This window comes from Bacillus cereus G9842, assembly GCF_000021305.1.
GTDB classification, from domain to species: Bacteria; Bacillota; Bacilli; order Bacillales; family Bacillaceae_G; genus Bacillus_A; species Bacillus_A thuringiensis_S.
The window spans coordinates 4,849,157-4,868,058 of the sequence record NC_011772.1 but is presented as its reverse complement, the minus strand read 5'-3'; the positions used below and the strand labels follow the sequence as shown (position 1 = coordinate 4,868,058).

Here is an 18,902-nt window from a genome sequence, read left to right as displayed (position 1 = left end):
TGACAAGACCAATGCCGAAGTTAAATACGAGAGTGCTATCCATATATGTAGCCTCCTTGTTTGAAAGTAAAAAGCACTCTAGTTAAGAGTGCTTTTTTATTTTGAATCTACTTTATAACTTTTAGAAAGTGATTCATGCTTGTAATGATTTACATTATTTTATGTATTTATACTTTGAAATGAGTAAGTCCTTGTGGGATATAGAAAAAAAGACACTCTTTCGAGTGTCTTTTAAGATGACAAAATGTGCCAATTGCTTGAGGTTGATAAGACGCTAATTTCCGTGTTAGCGCCTTTTCTTTAATCAAGAAGTGTAGCAACAGCGATTCAAATAAATTGTACCATTTGTTTAATTGTGGTGCGTATGCAATTGTGCATATTTTAATCATGAGGTAGGTAATGAACTGTGAATAATTTGAAGTGATTTATTTACGATTTCTTCTGCGGCATATATGCCGATTGCGTCTGTTTTTAAAATATAGGATTGTAAGTTATCATGCATTGCTCCTAACTCACCATGAAGTGGTGCGAAGGCATGGTTCGCCTTTTCAAGCATGCATAAATCAAGTAAAGAATCCCCAGCTGTAATAATCGTATCTATTTGCAAAATTTCTTTTATATATTGCACGGCATCCCATTTGTTAATTGGTTTTGGTACAAAGTATAGCTTCCTACCTTGAAGTGAATGATTCCAGCCTTGTTTGTCTAACCAGGAAGTGAAGGATGATAATTCATCATAAGGAATGTTCTCCCGTTTAATGATGCAATAATGGAATAGATCATCGGCTGTTTTTTGTGATATAACCCAATCTTTATGAGCAATTTGTCCAAATTCCTTTAGTATGTCGTTTCTCTCTATACATTCAACCGATAGTCTTTCTTTTACTGTCCTGTTCCAAGTACCATCTTGTTTACCGTTATGAAGGATATTACCGCCGTTACTTGTAATGGCGTATTCGGGAATGATTTCGTTTTGGAATAAAGTAATACGCTGAAACTGCTCAATAGTTCTTGTTGTAACTGGGATGAAATGTGAGTGCAGTTGTAATTTTTTTAGTAGTGAAATGGTTTTATGTGATATGAAAGAAATTTCTTTCCCATCTAAAGTTTCAATGAGTTGAATTGATTCATCTTCTATAGGGGCACGAAACGATTTCCGGGAATAAATAAGCGTTTGATCAAGATCACTGGCGAAAATCATAACGTTTCCCTCCTAAGAGGCTTAATGAGCCCGCAACATGAATAAGTCATATTCTCATAGATTTCAATAGGGACATTCTTTTCTTTAGCGAGAAGTAAAATATGCTTTAAATCGGGATTGTTTTGCTTACATATTAAAATTTTCCACGGTATTCTCCGGAGTAATACGCGAGTTGTTTCGCCGACTCCTGGTTTGATTAAGTTAATATCGTCAATTTCAAAGTGACTTTGGATAGACTGTATATCTTTTAATCCTTGCCAAGAGGGATCAGTGTAAGTTGAAGTAATATAACGTAATTGATTATCTATATGAGAATGAACAGAAGGGAATAAATCTGTCACCTCATCAACGAAGAAATTTGATAAGTCTTCTTGTTCTAGCTCTTTATAATATTTAACACCATGAAAATCATTTGGACCAATATAGGTATTATTTAGTACAGTGCGGCTAATGAGTCCAGAGACGGTTGCATTTAAGCAAGCGCTAGGAATAAGAAAATCTTCACGTGTACCGTAAATTGAAGTACAGTAACCGGGATCAGCAAGCACAGCCATACAATGAGAAATGTGTGTATTATTTCGTTCGTTAAATGTGTGTACTGCATATTCTAATTCTTTTTTTATTGCACCTTTCCCAGTCCATCCATCAATGAATTGAATTGTTTCTTTAGGGTGATGTTCCAAAATATAATGGAGTGCATTTTCATCAATACCGCGTCCGCGAACAATAGAAATACAATAGTGAGGTACATCAAGGTTGTATTGATAGCGTATGTAGCGTTTTATAAGAATGCCAATAGGTGTACCAGCACGAGCTAATGAAACGAGGACAAGGTTAGTTCCTTTAGTCTGTATAATTTGTTCGGCGACAACTCCAACAGCGATGGCTAGTTTGTGTTTGTATTGTTGCAGAGAAGAAAAGAATAAATCCATATACGCTTTAGATGGTTTATATTCCATTGGTAACATTTCAGAATAATGTGTGCCAGCTTGAATTGCTTGTTCTCTAGTTTCTGTGGAACTTTCTTTCATTAAATCACTAATATCTTTTAATAGAAAAATAGCATCATTTGGATCATAACTACTAATGTGAGAATTTACTTTTACCATAATTATCAACCTTCCTTTTCTATGCTATTTGAAAATGAGACGATATGAATAAAAGGAATAACTGTTTGTAACTGCTGTAGAAGAGGAGATAGGGCTTCTTCTCCTAAATCACGTTCAATAAAAACAAATACTTCATCGTAATCATGAGGTGAAATATTATAAAAGTAATTTGTAATAGTAGAATCTTCAGGACTTGGATATGAGAAATGATTATGAATGGCGTAGTTCACATCATTTGAAACAGGATGGATAGGGCTTCTTGTTGTAGATTGATATAAAATATTATCACCCATTTCAGCAGCAATTTTCATTGGGATATACATAAATTCACCCGTTCCGAGGCAGAGTGTTCGTTTTCCAATTCTTTCTCTTTTTAAAGTTTTTCCTGCTTCTTGAGCGAAAGAATGAATGTGCTGTTGTTCATATGCTGAAATGCCAAATCGCCCAGTATATTTTATATAATTTGATGTATAGGGTAATTTTGGGCAGGTAAGGGTATGTTTTTTGAAATCAGGTTTTGTTTCTTCAATTTGAATATCTGTTTTGGCAATATTCAATGGTTGGCCAGTTGTATGAATACTGCCTTCTAATAAAGAAATAACATGAATCTTAATTTGAAGTTCGTCTTCTAATTGTTTAAATTGTCTTCTATTAGTATGAGAACGCCAGTCTAATAAAGAAGCAATAATATATTCTTCTCGTGGGAATTTATTTTGAATCGATCTAATAATATTTAATGCTGTTTTTCCTGTTGTCATCTCATCATCTACGAGAACAATAGGATTGCTGTTTTGAAAAAAGCTTTCATCCACATAACAACGGTGCGATGTTGCATGAGAATGTTCTTCCTCAAATGTAATGACAGATTCTAGGTGGGGTATCGATTCCCTAGTTGTATGTACATACTTTGCATTTTGAAAGCATTGAAACATAGAATGACCAAGTGCTGTCGCTGTCTCAGCGAATCCGATGAACAAAACTTCTTCTTGCAGAGGATATTGATAACGAAATACTTCCTCTGGGATTTCATGAATTTCTAATGAAATGAGATTTAAAATTTCTTTTTGAAATGGATGAGAAGTATTATGTAGCATTTCCATATATCTTGTAGCGAGAGCAAATCCACTTGATAGAGAGACTGCAGGTTTAATAGGAAGATGCTTTCCAAGGATTGTACTCACAAATAAAAAACTACGTTTCTTATTTATTCTAGCAGCCATTTGAAAAAGATTGTCTAGCGCTAAGTTATATGGATTATCACGTACTTCTACATGAACTTGTATATTATTTAAAACGTTATACGTGTTGCTTTGCGTTTGTAATAAGGAGATCGGTGAATTGTTTGTTTTCATGTAGCACCCCATAAATATTAGATTTTAAAATGGTTTTGCGAGCCCAGCCATAATGCGGCTTTACTTCATTCATTTTGTTAGAAAAACTGCTTTTTAGCACTCCATTATACGTATCTGCATTTTGTAAAATTGACCTCGCATCTAAATAATCTTCCATTGTGACAATGTGCATTGCCTGTACAACTTTAATATGAGATGGGTGAATAACTGTCTTTCCGATTAAGCCATTTGCATGGTCAAGTGATACCTCTTGAATGAGCCCTTCTTCATGATCATTAGAAAAATATTCCCATACACATCCTGAAATAATATATTCATTTGTTGCCCTTGAGAAAACGTTAATAATGTCTGAAATACAATCACGGACAACAGTAATATGATAGATAGGTGTGTATTTATTGCGCCGAATACTAAATATACTTGAAAAATCAGTAGCACCAATACGTACATTTAAGATGTAATCGTGATAAGAATCTAGTAAATCTTTTATTTGTAATAATGATTCTGCCCGTGTTTCCTTATACATAATTTCTGGTGATTCTAAAATCGGCATGCCATATAGCGATAATGAGTATAACTCGTTTATACATGCAAGCTGATCGATATAAGTCTTTCCGTTAATCGGTGTGAATTTTGGAAAGACAAAACCACATAAACAATGAACAGCACTACCTAATTCAGTAACAATTGTCTTCATTTGACTTGGCTGTCGAACTCTAATAAAAAGAAGTGGGATGTCTGCTTGATTTAGTATGTTGGCACTGACTAAGTTGGCTATTTGCTGTATTTGAACGACGATGTTTTGCTCTGCAAGTTTTACTTCTTCATCGCTGATAGCGTCCTCTAGACAAAGAATAATTGAGGTAGCATCCACATGTTTCTTTCTAATTATATCTTCCGCAATCGTTTCTTTCGTGCCAGGAGTATATAGTGTAGCGCCTAGTGCGTAAGCTAGTTGTTCTTTTCCTATATTTTTTGAAAAACTAAGAGGTTCTTTATAGAAAAAATTTTGCCGTTCTTCTGAGGAGAGATAAGAAAAGTAATTCAAATTGTCACCACCTTATTTGTAATGATTCTGTTTAATCGTAACATAATAAGAAAAATCTTCCATAAAATGAAGCGAGAAATTAAAAAAATATATTGAGAAAGATGAATTATAAGATGAATATCGAATATTGTTAATAGAAATATAATAGGGGGAAAGAGAAAGTGGATATACATAAGTTAACAGAGGAAGAAGCAAATGAGATAAATACGTAGGCGTACGAGGAACCATATAATTTATATAGTTTTTCAGGCGAGAAAGAAGTAATAAGAGAATTATTAGATGGAACTTATTATGGCTGTTGTAACGATCAAGAAGAGTTCATCGGCTATTTTTGTTTTGGAGAAAATGCACAAGTACCAGGTGGAAGAGATGCTAATTTATATGGTGGAGAAGATGTGATTGATATCGGACTTGGCATGAAGCCAGATTTAACAGGGAAGGGAATGGGAGAAATGTTTTTTCAAGCTGGAATAGCGTTTGCTGCTAAGGAATTTAATTCGAAGATGTTTCGATTAAGTGTAGCAACATTTAATACAAGAGCGATTACGTTATATAAAAATATCGGATTTAAGCAAGGGTCTATTTTTTTGAGTCGTGGAAGAGAATTTATGCTTATGGAATACGAAAGACCGTCAGCATGAAACTGACGGTCTAGAAAACATTATTATTCCGAGTGATCAGCTCGGTGCGCTAAACGGCTTGAGGCAGCGGCAGCAATTCCGCCAACGATATCGTCAAGGAACGTGTGCACTTTTCCAGTTGATTTATCATTTAAGTATTCTAAAATACCAGGTTTTAATTTATCGATATATCCAAAGTTCGTGAAACCGATAGATCCGTATACATTCACGATAGAAAGTGCGATAACTTCATCAATTCCGTATAAGCCTTCATCACGTTTTACGATATCTTGTAACGGCTCACTTAGCATTCCTTTTTCAGCAAGAACATCGAGTTCGATACCTGTAATCAGTGCGTTTTGTACTTCACGTTTTGATAGTACACGTTCTACATTATAACGGCATTCTGACATCTCTAAATTTGGATGATATTTTTTTTGAAGAAAATGAACAAGTTCAGCAATATCGTCAATTGTTACACCGCGTTCTTGTAATAGTTGTAATGCTCTTTCTTGTAGTTGATTTGATTCTTTCATGTTTATCACCTTTTTTTCTTTTTAGTATTTGTATACGTTTCGTTGCTTTATCATGTGCATAGGAATGAAAGGCGAGCACAAGCTCATATATATAAAGAAAAACCATAGGTGGCGACTGCGATGATTCAGCATATTTATGAGCATTATCACATGCATGTTAAAGAATTAATCCCCCTTGGCCCCTATAAAAGCTTTTGGATTCGCAACAAAATTTATGTACTTGTTCCAATTGGAGAAATGGAGGAAGAAGTACTTGTAGAGATGAAAAAGCTCAGTGATTATATGAACCAGCAAGGGGATATAACTGTAGCGACTTTCGTTCCGACTATACACGGCTACTATGTAAGTGAGATAGAAGAACAAAATTACTGCTTATTAAAAGGTATGCGCACGTTAGAACGACATGCTATGTCATTAGGAAGTGAGCTTTCTATATTCCATAAACGAGGTGCATTCTTTCCAGAAGAAATTGAGCAATTAAGCCGTATTGGTGAATGGAAAGCGTTATGGGAAAAAAGGCTCGACCAATTAGAAAAGTTTTGGCAATCACAAGTGATGAACCACCCTTCAGATGTATTCGATCAATTGTTTATTGAATCCTTCCCGTATTACTTAGGAGTTGCAGAAAATGCAATTCAATATGTTGTCGATACAGAAATGGATGATACGCCGCAACTAACGGATGCAGCAACAATTTGCCAAGAACGATTCACACCTTTATTATGGCATCAAACGAAGCGGCTCAAACTTCCTTTTGATTGGGTGTATGATCACCCAACTCGAGATATGGCAGAATTAATTCGCTATATGATGATAGAAAAAAAGAAAGACTGGGAGCAAACAATAATTCAATTTGTTACAGATTATGAACGTAATTATTCGCTATCCTCATTTGGCTGGCGCTTATTATTTGCAAGGCTCTTGTTCCCGCTGCACTATTTTGAAACGGTCGAACGATATTACCAAACTGGAAACGAAGAACAAAAAAGCATATATAGAGATCGCTTAGAAGCCATTTTACACGATGTGAACCGCTCAGAGCAATTTATGAAGCATTTTTATGGCTCACTTCGTTTACCAGTAGATAAGCTTGGGATTAGAAAATTAGATTGGCTATCTTAAACGTATAAAAAAGAGACCGCTGGAGGTCTCTTTTTTATACCACAATTTTATGTAATACATTATGCCCCTACCTGTTGATCTGTACATATATTTAAAACGAATTGATGTTTTTCGAGTTTTTCATTTACTTTACCCAATAATTCTTGCTGGATTTCTTTAAATAAAAATTGATAGCTTGTATTCCATGTTGGTATAACGGATGAAAGGCCTAATAAATACTCTTTTTTCTTTTCTAGTTCTTGAATTGTTAAAAAAGTGTTCCCCATTTTTGGCATGTGTCATCCCCCTATGTTTTCTTACTGTATATGTGTGAACGATTCACTATATAGTATTAATTATCGCATTTTTTGAGAAGGATTTCCAATTTTGTTTTATGATGTTAACGGATAAATGTGATTTGAATAAAAAAAGGAGACCAAATTTGGTCTCCTTTTAGAAGGCGATTCTGAACGAGCCGCTTCCGCTTTTAATTATCCAGCTCCAGCGGCTAAAATGTTCGGTGGCTTCGCTTCTTCCGCCGAGGCAAAAAGCGCCTCTATGTCAGAAGCTCCATCCTCCTCACATTTTGAACGAGCCGCTTCCGCTTTTAGATTAAAATACTTGTTCTACTTCGATAACGCCTGGTACTTCTTCAAGTAACGCGCGCTCGATACCAGCTTTTAGTGTGATTGTAGAACTTGGGCAGCTTCCGCATGCACCCATAAGGCGTAGTTTTACGATACCTTCTTCAATGTCTACTAATTCAACGTCTCCGCCATCGCGAAGTAAGAATGGACGTAATTTATCTAATACTTCTAATACTTGTTCTTGCATATGTGGGTTTTCCATTTTTATCGACTCCTTTCATCAGTTTTATTATAATCAAGATAGAGGGGAAAATCTATTTTTTCTCTTCTTGTTTTATTGTCGAAATATTGTATCGTGTTTTTTCAGTATAGGGGTATGGAATAAGTTTGTAAAATGATGTGCTTATGTAATAAGACATCTGAATATACTGTTGGAACAAGAAGTGGGGGAGAAGAAATGGTTAATGTGCAAGTGTATGGGACGAAAGTAATTTGTGCGAGCTGCGTCGGAATGCCATCTTCAACAGAAACGTTTGAATGGTTACAAGCGGCAATTGGTCGTAAATATGAAGGACAAGAAAATAAATTTAATTTCGAGTATATCGATTTCCAAGAAGAACAAGAAGATGCAGATAAAAAAGCATTCGCAGAGCGCGTAGTGGAAGAAGATTTATTTTATCCGGTCGTTCTTGTAAATGGAGAAATTGTTGGAGAAGGAAATCCTCGTTTGAAGGATGTTTACGAAGAAATCGAGAAATATTTATAAAACAAGAAGTCTTTGCGAATTTGCAAAGGCTTTTTTTATTGGAGGGATAGATATGAAAAATGGAGTGAAGCATGCGTTACCAACGGAAGTACAACAGTTAATGGAGCGGTACACAGTAGAATTAAAAGAAATTTTTTTAGATGAAAAAATAGTTGGGGTATATATTTACGGATCCATCGCACTAGGTGCATTTCATAAGGAAACGAGCGATGTTGATTTTGTTACAGTGATAAGTGATTCCGTGAATGAAGCTGAAAAACAGCAGCTTGTGGAACTACATAAGAAACTTAGTGATAATACGCTAGGTAAAAGAATGGACGGTATGTATATTCCGCTTGTTGATTTAGGGAAATACAATGATGAAATAAACGAGTATGTGTATTGTGCAGATGGTAAAGCTAATGTTGGTCATTGGGACATTAATGCGGTCACATGGTGGACGTTGAAAAATCAAGGCATTACAGTTACCGGAAAAGAAGCAGAAGATCTTCCGTTGCAAATACAATGGAATGATGTAGTAAATACGATGAAATATAACGTAGAACAGTACTGGAGTGAAAAGGCGAAACAACCATATTTATTCTTTGTAGAAGAGTGGGTAGAATCAGCTGTCGTTACGATGGGACGTATTTTATATACACTAGATTATAAAACAATCGTTTCAAAAGATAGAGGATTGCAATACTTGTTAGAAAGTTCAGCGGAAGAATGGGAGCTTTTATTAAAAGAAGTAGAGCGAATACGGCACAATCCAAAAGAAAAGCGAATGCTCTCAAGGTGGAGAAGGGCAGATATGACGAAGAGGTACTTACTGCATTTAATTGAGACGTGTAGAGAGAAATGGTAGTAGCTTTTTATTTTGCATAATTTCATTTGCAAAAATGTCCTATATAGTTGAGGTAGGACTTATAATAAGTCCTATTTTTTGAAAAATTAACAATAGATTAACGAAATGTGGAATTAAAGTTATGAAATAACAAATTGTAACCCCCTGTTTTTATTTAACAAATCTAAAAATTAAATCATCCCCTAAACACCTTACTTCCTTGCGAATAATGAGTTACTATTAATATATCTATATAATACATTTAGTATTGAACAAGACAGAAGGAGACATGTTATGGGATTTTTAGAAGTTGTAGGGAGTTTGTTATTTTTTGCATCACTTGTTTTATTAGTAATTTCATTAGTAAGTAAAATTAGAAAAAAACCAGCAAAAATATGGATAAAAAGAGCTATTATTTCATTTGTATTAGCAATGGTAGTATTAGGATTTAATGTCTCATTTTTAGGTGGAATAGCGGTAATATTTTTCTTTATGGGCTTATATGGTTTAGCTAAAATCATTCAACTATTGGTTAAAAAGAAAGATGGTAAAAAGAAATTTGCTATTCTTATGGTCATAGGATTTGTAGGATACTCTATTTTTGATAGTTCTTTTTTATTAAATGCAACTTACAATAAGCCTGCTGAAAAAGTTGCAAATGCAAAACAAGAAGAAAAGAAAGAAGAAAAGAAAGAAAAGGTTACATACAAGAAATATGGTATCGAAGAAATAAAATCGATGTTTACAGTCGGAATGACTAAAGAAGATTTTTCTAATAAAAAAGAAGAAGCAAGTCTTAATAATCGCTCCTTTGAAGATTACGAAGGATATTCTGTATACACTTTCAATTCCTCTGAAGGTAAAATAGCGGCTGTTGTTTTAAATAAGACTGCTGTTACAAAGATTGAAGTTTTTGATAATGAGGATTCTATTGCAAACTTTATTAAAGAGGAAGAAGTTAGAATTAAAGAAGAGCAAAGGATTATTAAAGAAAAAGAGCAGGAAGAGTTAAAGAAAAAACTTGAAGAATCATACAATAATAGTAAACAAAAACTAGAAGGATCTGGAGATTCTGTTACAAGTAAAATTAATTTGAATTCAGGTTTAGCATTCTTTGAGTTTACCAATCAAGGTTCAAGAAACTTCATCGTTCATCTAAAAGATTCTTCGGGTACAGCTACTCAATTATTAGTAAATACTATTGGGAGCTATAAAGGAACAGTCCAAACAACGGTTCCTTCATCTGGAGAGTACTATTTAGAAGTGAAATCAAGTGGAGGTTGGAGTAGCTCGGTAACCCAAAAGGCTTCTCCAAATACAGAAAAAGCACCAGGCACAGTTAGCGGTCATGGGGACGATGTGGTATTTATCGAAGTACCAAGTGGTAACCACATAATTAAACTTAAACATACGGGCTCAAGAAACTTTATTATTAAAGTGAATGATAAAAACTTGCTTGTTAACAAAATTGGAAGTTATGAGGGCTCAGCTTCTCAAGTATTCCAAGACACAGGAATGTATAGCTTTGGTGTTAAAGCTGACGGAGATTGGAGCATTACAATAGAATAAAAAAAGCGGTCATAGGGATATGACCGCTTTTTTTTATTTGAATGAGATTATAATCAATACAATTTATAGAAGTAATAAAGCATCGGAATTTCATTTGAAATTTCACCTTAAAAAAATCGTTTACTGTTATTTCATGTTGTTACATACCGTAAAAGTACTTTACAAGGAATGAGAATTCGACAGATAATATAAAAAAATATGTAGGCGGGGAAGCGGATGAGTAAATATAAATTACATATAGATAAAGAACAACTATGGAAAGGCTGCGTTTTAAATTCGATTGCCCATGCAATTAATGTAGCACATTGTCCAGATTTCTCACATGAAAGTTCATGGGATGGATTTAACTATAGTATGCAAAATACTCAAGGCGGACAAGGGACAATTACGTTTCATCCGAATTACACGATCGTATGTCTTCAAGATGTGAATAGCGAGAGAATTGATGAGTGGATTGATGCGAAAGATTATTTTGAAGGGGCACCTTCGGAAGTAATAGATATTGCGAAAGAAGAAGCACTTCAATACGTATTAGAAGAAGTAGAAGGCGAAACAGTTCCTTTTATTACAACTGCATTTTGGATTGAGGATAGCGGTGCGTATTCAATTGATTCATTTGAAGAGATGGAAGAGCACGGCGGATTCTTATTAGAAATTCCATTACTTGATACAGAATCAGCAATGGAAAGACTGGAAGAAGAGTATGAACTGACAGAGGAACAAATAGAGCTTTTACAACTCGTGTATGAGAGAAAAATCAAAAATCCAAACGAGAAAATTATGTTGTCTAAAGAAGAAGTAGCGATGATTGGAACGGAAGATAGTGAAGGATTGGAAGTTAGTAAGGAGTCATTTGAAGAAATGAATATTACTTGGGAGTTGTAGGGGAGGATAACATGTTTCCGATTGGTGATCAGCCCAAGATTATGAAAGACTTAGCAAGTATAGCTGGTGATTTAGAAGAAGTAGCGATTGAGGGGAAAACAAAAAATATAGAACGACTAGCATCTTTGCAAGTTAAAAAGTTATGGGTGTTCACAGTAAATCAAAAGCAGTTTGATCATATTCTTACGTATGTTTGTCCCGATATATTATACGTTTACGAAATGAGGGTCGAGGATTTAAGTAGCCTTCAGAAATTGTCTAATTTACAACAGTTGTATATGTGCTGGAATACAAAAGCGAAGACGTTATGGGATATTGATTATAATAAAAAGCTCAAATCCTTACTAATTGATGATTTTTCTAAGTTAGAAGATTTAAGTGCTTTAAGTAAGTGCACACAACTCAATACTTTCTATATGGGTGGTGGGATAAATACAGCGATGAAAGTACAAACTTTAAAACCACTCGCTGAATTACAGCAGTTGCAAAAGCTTACTTTGATGAATTTAAAGGTTAAAGATGATTCATTAGAACCGTTAATGCAATTGAAAAATTTAAAAGAGTTAAGCATATCTAATCAATTTAAGGTGGAAGAGTATGCAAAACTTTCTGTAGCATTGCCATATACGGTATGCGAGTCTTTTAAACCTTACGTATATATGAACGATGCAATAGATGGGAAAAATATAATGGTGACTGGGAGAAGAAGGCCAGTCCTTAATTCAAAAACGGATACTGTGAAGATGCAAAAATATGAAGAACAATTTAAAAAGTTACAAAAGGAATATAAAGCACTAGTAGAAAGCAAAATGTGAAATCATATTGCACTTTCTACTAGTTTTTTTATATACATATCAATTTCATGAAAGAATACGAGCTCTTTTTCCTCGGTATTCAGATGCACGGAGCAATGTAAATATTGCTGTAAATAGCGATTAGCTTGTTCGTACTGTTTTAATTTGGAGAAAGAAAAACAAGTAAGAAGCAGAAACGCTTTTTCTCGTAATATTGAAACGACAGCTAGTACCGGAGTAATGGAATGTATATTCATTTCCACTAGATTTTCATAAGACGCTCACGTTTGAAACCAGTCGAAAATAGTAGAAAGGTAATTCGGAATAGCGATAGTTTCATGTGAAACATTATGCAATAACTGGTTCTGTTTGATATGCATAGGCTCTATTCTCGTTTGTAGAATGCAATCGAATATTGAAATGTTTTCTTTTAATTGTAATTGGTCCGTAATAAGCTGCGGGAGACCGATAGGGTGGACTCCTATATTTATATAGAATTCATCTCCAAACTGGCTTTTTTGTATGTTAATGAGCTTATAAAATCCGTTTTCAGCTTTGAAAAATGTATGTCTTTTTTTCTTAAAGCCGAGTGGTTTTAAAGTGGCGTGTAAATTTGTAATGAAATCTTGATCCTTTTTAGAGCGAGACTTATTCCTCGTCATATTCATACGTAGTTAAGTTTTGTAAGAAACTTTCAAAGTTAGGTGCTAATTCAATAATTTCCTCAAACTCATTATCGATAAATATAACTGGAGGATTTTCAGCTACATTTCGATAGTCTAATGCAATCCATGTATGTCCATCACCAGATAAAAGTACGATATTATCAGGCATTTCCCATTCTCGAATTAAATAGCGACTCTCTAAAATACTAGATTCATTTTCATCAAAAGAAATACCATATAAACCAGATACATTAACGTGATCGTCTGCCCAAGAATTTGGCTTTGAAGTAGGGTGAGTATCAAGACGAAGAGTTCCCCCATTTTGTTCTTTTAGAAGGTTTATGTATGATTCTGGAAGCTTTACGTTCAGTACCTCTTCTGCTTTTTTGATTAGTTCGTCGTTAATGGGTGCTAGTTTTAAATAGTCATCTTCTGCCCAAATTGTACTCTTCATATTCGGTCACCTCAAATAATAGTTTTAAGAATCTTATGTCATATATTATAGTTAGTTTAGATAACGCGCAATAGAGGGAGAAAATAATGAAAAAGTTTCAAATCGAACTAAATAAACTGCCAACAGAAAATGTCGGAGAAATAGTACTTAGTATAGATGAGAGTATTGTATTTCAAGAAAAGACGGACATAATAGACCCGATTTGTCAGTTGTTTGATGCTTGTATCGAGGTTTTTAAATATGATGACGCTACAATTTTCTTAAATGAATATGAAAAAAAGATGGAATTTAAGAAGAAAGATGGGGAGTTTCTCATTATTAATCAGAGAGGCAAGAAGTTAGCTAGTGTTGATAGCGAGCAATTTTTACGAGTACTCTTTTCGTTTCTTAAAAAGGAGATAGGGCAGATTTACATGAGTGGAGTTGATTCTTTTCGAATCAAAGATGCTTACCATAGAATGTTAGGAATTGATCCATTTGTTCCTAAACTTGTAAATGGAAATGATGAAATTATGTATCGAACTTATCATTCTACAAGTGACAAGTATGAATTAAAATGGAAGTATTTAAAAGGGAGAGAGGTTGACCCGATATTTACTCCGGTACTATCTCATGATAAGAAGAGTATCTTTTATGTAGAGGGAAATAACCACAGAATTCGTAAACTCGATAGTGAAACGAAAGAAGAAATTTGGCAGTGCCATATTCCAATAGTAGAAGATTGTAATTGCATAACTGTGAATGGTGTCACAATTATTTGGTATGCGAATCGATTTGGAGAAAGTATGGCGAAATTGTACGCTATTTCATCAAGTTGTGGGGAGCTTCTATGGGATTTAGAAATAGAAGGGCATATTATACAAGATGTAAAAACTACGGGAGAAGAGTTACCACGTTTACTAGTTATTACACAAGAAGGCTACAATGTTTTATTAGAGCTTGAAAGTGGAGTGAAATTATGGGAAAAGAATGTCCGAGTCGGGGGAGAAATGGCGCAGTGTCATCTTGGCTCAGATTACTATGTGTTAGCAGGAAATTCTTTTGATGAAGATGGGGAAGCTGATGTATATAGTAACGTTGCAATTGCCATTCAATTATTAGACGCTTCTACACTATGGAAACAAATGATGGAAGATTGTAATCCAAATGAACCAGTTACTTTAACTAATGAACATTTTATATGTGTAGCAATAGATTCATTACAAAAGTGGGAATATGGAAAAGAAGGTTGTAACTTAATTTTTGAAAAAGCCTTTGATGAGGTACAGTACTCTTACATTGCATCAATGGAATCAAAAATACTATTAACAAGAACTGAGTATGAATATGAAGATGTAAGTAGACAAATACAATGTTATGACCATAAGAGCGGTCAAAAATTATATGAAGTAAATATGCCTTTTGAAATTGAATTACCTCCATTTCTTACTGGAGAGATGATGGTATTGTCCTTAGGAGAAGGCAGAATTTGCGGTATTAATATTCAAACAGGTAAAGTGATTTGGAACAATACGACTCTACATGATGTTACAAAGGTTCTGTTATATAAAGATGGAGAAATTTACATTGCTACTTCAAATTTAGAATTAATCATACTTGATGCTGAATGTGGCGAAGTGAAAGATATAATTAAACTCCCTAAAAATGTTGTTGTAATAGATTTTATTGTATCAATTGAGGAAGTTAATAATGGACTATTCATTAGTTGTGTAAGTGGAAATATGTTTGAAATAGTAGAAGGCTAATTTGTGAGTTTTCTTAAGTCGAGATGTTTGTTTTAAAATAGTAGTATATATTCACTAAAAAAGATGTATAAAAATGATTTTGATGCATCCTTTTTAGTGAATATATAAAATAATTAACTTGGTGTATTAAAGGTATGATACATGATTATTTTAATATATTTAAAAGTAAAATGAAATAAGAAACAGATAATTGTCGGAATATATTCGATTTCCGTTCATTTTTATGAAATATGTGTACTTTTTGTTAGATTCCTTTATTTTGTACATATACAATAAATGTATATAGAAATAAGAAAAGGATGATGTACGTGAAGGACACTGTTTTACAAGAAACAATTTCTCAGCAAGAATTACATAAAGTTGTTCAAAAAAATACAGCTTATTATGATTTTAAGTGGGGTAAAGTAGAAAATCCTGCGCAAGGGAATACATGGAATTGGGTAGCCTTTTTCTTCCCAACCTTTTGGTTAGCTTATCGTAAAATGTATAAGTTATTTATTATATTTGCGTTATTGGCTATACCTAGTATAGTTATACCCCCTTTTATAGATATTCCAGATGGGATTTATGTAACATTTAGTTTAGCTCTTCAATTAGGAATGATGATATTTACTGGATGGCAAGGAAACCGTTTATATTATAAGCATGCTGTTCGTGTTTTTCGTAAGGGAGAAGATGCGTCTGATCATGAGAAGGCGTATTTCTTACAATCAAAGGGCGGCGTTAGTGTAGCTGGTATGATTGGTTTACAGATTATAGTCGGGATTGTGTTTGGTTTAGCTGCGTTAGGGCTGTCCTTTTTACCAACTGAGCCGAATATTAAAAACGTTGTTCGTTCAAGTGATGAAGGGGTTACTTTAGAGATTATGACTGATAATCCAACTTGGAAGTTTGTGAAGAAAGAAAAAGAGTATGACGTAGTAGAGTTTACTGGTTATGATTATACAGAGAAGAAAAATGTGAAAATTAAATTTGCTGTTTATTTCGATGAAGATTATTTCGAGTGGCAAGAGGTATATGAAAATAATAAGAAGTTAAGTGAAGAAGAAGTAGAAGAATATCAAATTTATATTGAAGAAAATAATTGGGGTTTCTAGAGGGAACTCGTTCATTTTGAAAAGAAGAATCTTGTGAAGATTCTTCTTTTGTTTATTAGGGGAGAGAGAAATGATTTCAGCATTAATAGAAGCTCTAATAGGATCTATTAGTTTAGGTACGGGTTTACACACGAAAAAGATTGATGCTAACATACTTTATTTGCAGCAGTATGAGTGGTTTCGAATGATGTATGAAGACGAGAAGTATCAAAAGTTATTTATTACGAACTACAAAGTTCGCTCATATTTACAAAGTAAGCTGAGAGTTCGATTGCTGGTAAAAAATAAAAATGCACAACGAAGATTTTTAAAATTAGTAGAAGAGCAAATGGAAAAAAGGCATACGAATTGAAATTTTGTAAAATACAATAAAAAATGAGAATTTGAGGTAGGGTTGTCAATAACGTGAGACTATGGCACTATAAAGAAATGCTATACAAATTTTATTTATCGAGATGTAAACATCAATTTTGATTTTTACGTATAAATAATGAACGGAGGAAATGAATTTATGGCTACTTTACCAAATTGTCCAAAATGTAATTCAGAATATACGTATGAGGATGGCGTTCTTTTCGTATGTCCAGAATGTGCTCATGAGTGGGGCCAAGACGCAGAAGCTGAAAATAATGATGGTGCAAAAGTTGTAAAAGATGCGAACGGAAACGTTCTTCAAGATGGCGACGCTGTTACTGTTATTAAAGATTTAAAAGTAAAAGGAACTTCTTCAGTTGTGAAGATCGGTACGAAAGTAAAGAGTATCCGTCTAGTTGATGGCGATCACGATATCGATTGTAAAATCGACGGTTTCGGAGCTATGAAGTTAAAATCACAGTTCGTTAAGAAGGCGTAAGACAATAAAAAGAGGGGGCGAATAGCCTCCTCTTTTTATTATGTCACTTTTTGTCGGTAAATCGATATTTCGTGCAAAATCGTTGATATATTCTAAGTTATGATAGATATATTTGAAAAATCGTTGATATATTGCAAGTTATGATAGATATATTGAAAAAATCGTTGATATAATTTCACTCACCGAGAACAGGGCATCATTTACTGAGCGAAAGTTACGATTCACTTCGCATCATAGTCAACCTCTTTCAACTGACATCGCTTATTAAAGAACGTTTTATATCCAAGCTGTAAAAAGGTAATGACAGCGAAAGCGGTACTTCCTGAAATACCGAGTATGATAGCGATTTGATATTGAATGGCTGTGAATGGTGATACACCGGATAATATTTGACCAGTCATCATGCCTGGTAAGCTTATAATTCCCATTCCGACCATAGAATTAATTGTTGGTAAAATAGCAGAATCAAAAGCGTCTCGAATGAGCGGAGCAGCTGCTTCTTTCGGTGTTGCGCCGAGCATAAGTGCACCTTCAATTTGACCTCTTTGCGATTTCATATTGTTTAAGAACGTATTTGCGCCGAGAGAAACACCAGTCATGGCATTACCGACTAACATTCCCGTAATAGGGACGATATATTGCGGAGCATACCAAGGGTCATGACCGATAATAACAAAGATAAATAGTAGAAGTGGCCCAATTGATCCAGCGACCATGGAAAGGGCGGCTACTCGTTTTAATTCTTTAGACATTGGGATATTAACTCGTTTATAAATATTAAAAATTGCAAAGGTAGTAATAGAAGTAATGAGAGCAATTGTATAAAATGGATTACTGTTTTCAAATACGTATGTAAGGACATATGCAACAAGTACGAGCTGAATCGTCATACGGAATGTTGCGAGCGCGATTTGTTTTTCACGAGGTATTCCTTTTAATTTTACAAGTCCAATTAAGATAAGGATAAAAATATAGGCAGCCGCCAGTTGCCAAATTTGGAGTTCAATAACGCCCTTCAATAGAGAGCACTTCCTTTCTAGTTGCACCGTTTGTTTTACTAATTTCAATAATGTCGTCTGCAATTTCTTTTGGAAGTTGTTGCGAGTGTGTGATGAAGATAACTGTTTTTTTCTTTTTTCGTGCTAGTTCAGTAAATTGTTTCATAACGCGGCGTTCTGTATCATTGTCTAGTGCTGAAGTGGGTTCATCTAATAAATAGACAGGCGGATCCATAAGTACAATACGAGCAAAGGCAAGTCTTTGTTTTTCACCGCCGGATAATGAGGAGGCGCTATCTTCTAATTGCTTGTCTAAGCTAACGGTTTGTAATGCACTCCGCAGGGCATCATCATTTGGAAATGGTTTTTCAGAAAGACGAAGTCCCGTTAATAGGTTTTCTTTAACGGTTCCATCAAAAATAGGTGGAGTTTGCCCAAGCATAACTACGTCACGACGTAATTGAATAGGCGGATAATCAGAAATTAACTTTCCGTTATATTCAATTGTACCGGATGTTGGAGATTGTAAATCGTTTAACATGCGAAGCAATGTGCTTTTTCCACTTCCACTTTCACCGATAATGCAAGTGATTTTTTCATTTTGAATCTGTAAATAAGGAATGTGTAGGATATCTTTATATATAACGTCTTTTAATATAAACATAAATCGCTCCTTTCTGATTCTATTTATATCGT

General features: G+C 34.3%; 20 protein-coding genes and 2 pseudogenes. 11 read left to right on the top strand and 11 right to left on the bottom strand.

Annotation, left to right across the window (positions count from 1 at the left end; genetic code table 11):
• Window positions 1–385 precede the first annotated feature (385 nt).
• Genes BCG9842_RS31100 through BCG9842_RS24690 form a run of 4 tightly spaced genes read right to left on the bottom strand, consistent with a single transcriptional unit; the run spans window position 386 to window position 4,710 of the window.
• Window positions 386–1,201: an HAD family hydrolase gene (locus tag BCG9842_RS31100; protein ID WP_000575387.1), complete on the bottom strand. Its 816-nt coding sequence runs from the start codon at window positions 1,199–1,201 to the stop codon at window positions 386–388.
• Window positions 1,198–2,310, bottom strand: coding sequence for a cysteine protease StiP family protein (locus BCG9842_RS24700; protein ID WP_000241496.1), 1,113 nt, complete (start codon window positions 2,308–2,310; stop codon window positions 1,198–1,200). The genes BCG9842_RS31100 and BCG9842_RS24700 overlap by 4 nt, the downstream gene beginning before the upstream one ends.
• A gap of 5 nt (window positions 2,311–2,315) precedes the next feature.
• On the bottom strand, window positions 2,316–3,662 hold the full coding sequence (locus BCG9842_RS24695; protein ID WP_000856294.1) for a phosphoribosyltransferase family protein: 1,347 nt from the start codon (window positions 3,660–3,662) through the stop codon (window positions 2,316–2,318).
• Entirely contained in the window at window positions 3,607–4,710 is a 1,104-nt protein-coding gene (locus tag BCG9842_RS24690; RefSeq protein WP_001106085.1) for an HpcH/HpaI aldolase/citrate lyase family protein, read from the bottom strand. The genes BCG9842_RS24695 and BCG9842_RS24690 overlap by 56 nt, the downstream gene beginning before the upstream one ends.
• A gap of 161 nt (window positions 4,711–4,871) precedes the next feature.
• On the opposite strand from BCG9842_RS24690, the pseudogene BCG9842_RS24685 reads away from it, so the two are divergent.
• A pseudogene (locus BCG9842_RS24685) lies at window positions 4,872–5,351 on the top strand (GNAT family N-acetyltransferase).
• A gap of 23 nt (window positions 5,352–5,374) precedes the next feature.
• Here the strand turns inward: BCG9842_RS24685 and BCG9842_RS24680 are convergent.
• Complete coding sequence (locus BCG9842_RS24680; RefSeq protein WP_000665102.1) at window positions 5,375–5,866, bottom strand: phosphatidylglycerophosphatase A family protein; 492 nt, start codon at window positions 5,864–5,866, stop codon at window positions 5,375–5,377.
• Window positions 5,867–5,986: 120 nt separating this feature from the next.
• On the opposite strand from BCG9842_RS24680, the gene yutH reads away from it, so the two are divergent.
• Complete coding sequence (gene yutH / locus BCG9842_RS24675; protein ID WP_000614219.1) at window positions 5,987–6,988, top strand: spore coat putative kinase YutH; 1,002 nt, start codon at window positions 5,987–5,989, stop codon at window positions 6,986–6,988.
• A 59-nt stretch (window positions 6,989–7,047) separates the two neighbouring features.
• Here yutH and BCG9842_RS24670 read toward each other — a convergent pair whose 3' ends face one another.
• Together BCG9842_RS24670 and BCG9842_RS24665 are read right to left on the bottom strand one after the other, a co-directional pair.
• Entirely contained in the window at window positions 7,048–7,263 is a 216-nt protein-coding gene (locus BCG9842_RS24670) for a hypothetical protein (RefSeq protein WP_001125497.1), read from the bottom strand.
• A 316-nt stretch (window positions 7,264–7,579) separates the two neighbouring features.
• Window positions 7,580–7,816, bottom strand: a complete 237-nt coding sequence (locus BCG9842_RS24665; RefSeq protein ID WP_000431159.1) for a NifU family protein — start codon at window positions 7,814–7,816, stop codon at window positions 7,580–7,582.
• A gap of 195 nt (window positions 7,817–8,011) precedes the next feature.
• Between BCG9842_RS24665 and BCG9842_RS24660 the strand changes: the two genes are divergently transcribed.
• The 5 genes from BCG9842_RS24660 (at window position 8,012) to BCG9842_RS24640 (ending at window position 12,415) form a co-directional block, all read left to right on the top strand.
• On the top strand, window positions 8,012–8,320 hold the full coding sequence (locus BCG9842_RS24660) for a YuzD family protein (protein ID WP_000248588.1): 309 nt from the start codon (window positions 8,012–8,014) through the stop codon (window positions 8,318–8,320).
• A gap of 52 nt (window positions 8,321–8,372) precedes the next feature.
• On the top strand, window positions 8,373–9,167 hold the full coding sequence (locus BCG9842_RS24655; protein ID WP_002162985.1) for a nucleotidyltransferase domain-containing protein: 795 nt from the start codon (window positions 8,373–8,375) through the stop codon (window positions 9,165–9,167).
• 273 nt (window positions 9,168–9,440) lie between these two features.
• Window positions 9,441–10,715, top strand: coding sequence for a tripartite tricarboxylate transporter TctB family protein (locus tag BCG9842_RS24650; protein ID WP_000506012.1), 1,275 nt, complete (start codon window positions 9,441–9,443; stop codon window positions 10,713–10,715).
• Between the two features lie 216 nt (window positions 10,716–10,931).
• The gene (locus tag BCG9842_RS24645) at window positions 10,932–11,600 is read left to right on the top strand and encodes a hypothetical protein (RefSeq protein ID WP_000049692.1); all 669 of its coding nucleotides are present in this window, start codon (window positions 10,932–10,934) and stop codon (window positions 11,598–11,600) included.
• Window positions 11,601–11,611: 11 nt separating this feature from the next.
• Complete coding sequence (locus BCG9842_RS24640) at window positions 11,612–12,415, top strand: hypothetical protein (protein ID WP_000483947.1); 804 nt, start codon at window positions 11,612–11,614, stop codon at window positions 12,413–12,415.
• 2 nt (window positions 12,416–12,417) lie between these two features.
• Here BCG9842_RS24640 and BCG9842_RS31095 read toward each other — a convergent pair.
• Together BCG9842_RS31095 and BCG9842_RS24630 are read right to left on the bottom strand one after the other, a co-directional pair.
• Window positions 12,418–13,056, bottom strand: a pseudogene (locus BCG9842_RS31095) (DUF4304 domain-containing protein).
• Window positions 13,043–13,513 carry an SMI1/KNR4 family protein gene (locus BCG9842_RS24630; protein ID WP_000843111.1) on the bottom strand — a complete coding sequence of 157 codons (471 nt, stop codon included), beginning with the start codon at window positions 13,511–13,513 and terminating at the stop codon, window positions 13,043–13,045. Before BCG9842_RS24630 ends, BCG9842_RS31095 begins: the two are co-directional and overlap by 14 nt.
• Window positions 13,514–13,599: 86 nt before the next feature.
• Here BCG9842_RS24630 and BCG9842_RS24625 point away from each other — a divergent pair, with 86 nt between their 5' ends.
• The 4 genes from BCG9842_RS24625 to phnA all read left to right on the top strand — a co-directional run bounded on the left by BCG9842_RS24625 (window position 13,600) and on the right by phnA (window position 17,208).
• Complete coding sequence (locus BCG9842_RS24625) at window positions 13,600–15,258, top strand: outer membrane protein assembly factor BamB family protein (RefSeq protein ID WP_000714474.1); 1,659 nt, start codon at window positions 13,600–13,602, stop codon at window positions 15,256–15,258.
• Window positions 15,259–15,557: 299 nt separating this feature from the next.
• Window positions 15,558–16,355, top strand: coding sequence for a DUF2628 domain-containing protein (locus BCG9842_RS24620; protein ID WP_003280627.1), 798 nt, complete (start codon window positions 15,558–15,560; stop codon window positions 16,353–16,355).
• A gap of 70 nt (window positions 16,356–16,425) precedes the next feature.
• Window positions 16,426–16,707: a hypothetical protein gene (locus tag BCG9842_RS24615; protein ID WP_000622252.1), complete on the top strand. Its 282-nt coding sequence runs from the start codon at window positions 16,426–16,428 to the stop codon at window positions 16,705–16,707.
• A gap of 159 nt (window positions 16,708–16,866) precedes the next feature.
• On the top strand, window positions 16,867–17,208 hold the full coding sequence (phnA, locus tag BCG9842_RS24610) for an alkylphosphonate utilization operon protein PhnA (RefSeq protein ID WP_000212735.1): 342 nt from the start codon (window positions 16,867–16,869) through the stop codon (window positions 17,206–17,208).
• A 221-nt stretch (window positions 17,209–17,429) separates the two neighbouring features.
• Here phnA and BCG9842_RS24605 read toward each other — a convergent pair whose 3' ends face one another.
• Together BCG9842_RS24605 and BCG9842_RS24600 are read right to left on the bottom strand one after the other, a co-directional pair.
• Entirely contained in the window at window positions 17,430–18,227 is a 798-nt protein-coding gene (locus tag BCG9842_RS24605) for an ABC transporter permease (protein WP_000679261.1), read from the bottom strand.
• A complete protein-coding gene (locus BCG9842_RS24600) occupies window positions 18,211–18,870 on the bottom strand; it encodes an ABC transporter ATP-binding protein (RefSeq protein ID WP_000470267.1) in 660 nt (219 codons plus the stop codon). Before BCG9842_RS24600 ends, BCG9842_RS24605 begins: the two co-directional genes overlap by 17 nt.
• Between the last annotated feature and the right edge of the window lie 32 nt (window positions 18,871–18,902).